Origin of the sequence: Virgibacillus sp. M23, from assembly GCF_034190895.1 — a bacterium.
GTDB lineage: Bacteria > Bacillota > Bacilli > Bacillales > Amphibacillaceae > Virgibacillus > Virgibacillus salarius.
In genome coordinates this window covers 1-294 of the sequence record NZ_JAWDHA010000404.1, presented here as the reverse complement: position 1 = coordinate 294, position 294 = coordinate 1, and the positions used below count along the sequence as shown (strand labels likewise).

At 35.7% G+C, this 294-nt stretch carries 1 protein-coding gene; it reads left to right on the top strand.

The features are described 5' to 3' along the window. On the top strand, positions 1-294 hold a 294-nt coding region (locus RVS70_RS23210), incomplete at both ends, for a transposase (RefSeq protein WP_321135106.1).

Here is a 294-nt window from a genome sequence, read left to right as displayed (position 1 = left end):
CTACGGATACTCGCACGTTTATTCCTTTTCTCAATAATATTGAAGAAAGGTACTTCAAGTTACCCAAGTATATTGTCGCTGACGCCGGTTATGGTAGTGAACAAAATTATAGTGAGGTATTACACCGAAATAGAACTCCACTCATTACGTATAATACCTATCGGAAAGAAAAGAAAAAGAAATATAAAGAAAATCTTTTTTATGTGTCAAACTGGGACTATGATTCAGACAGCGACTTCTTTACTTGCCCAAACGGAAAGAAGGTACCTTTTCAATATCTATCGAATCGAACAG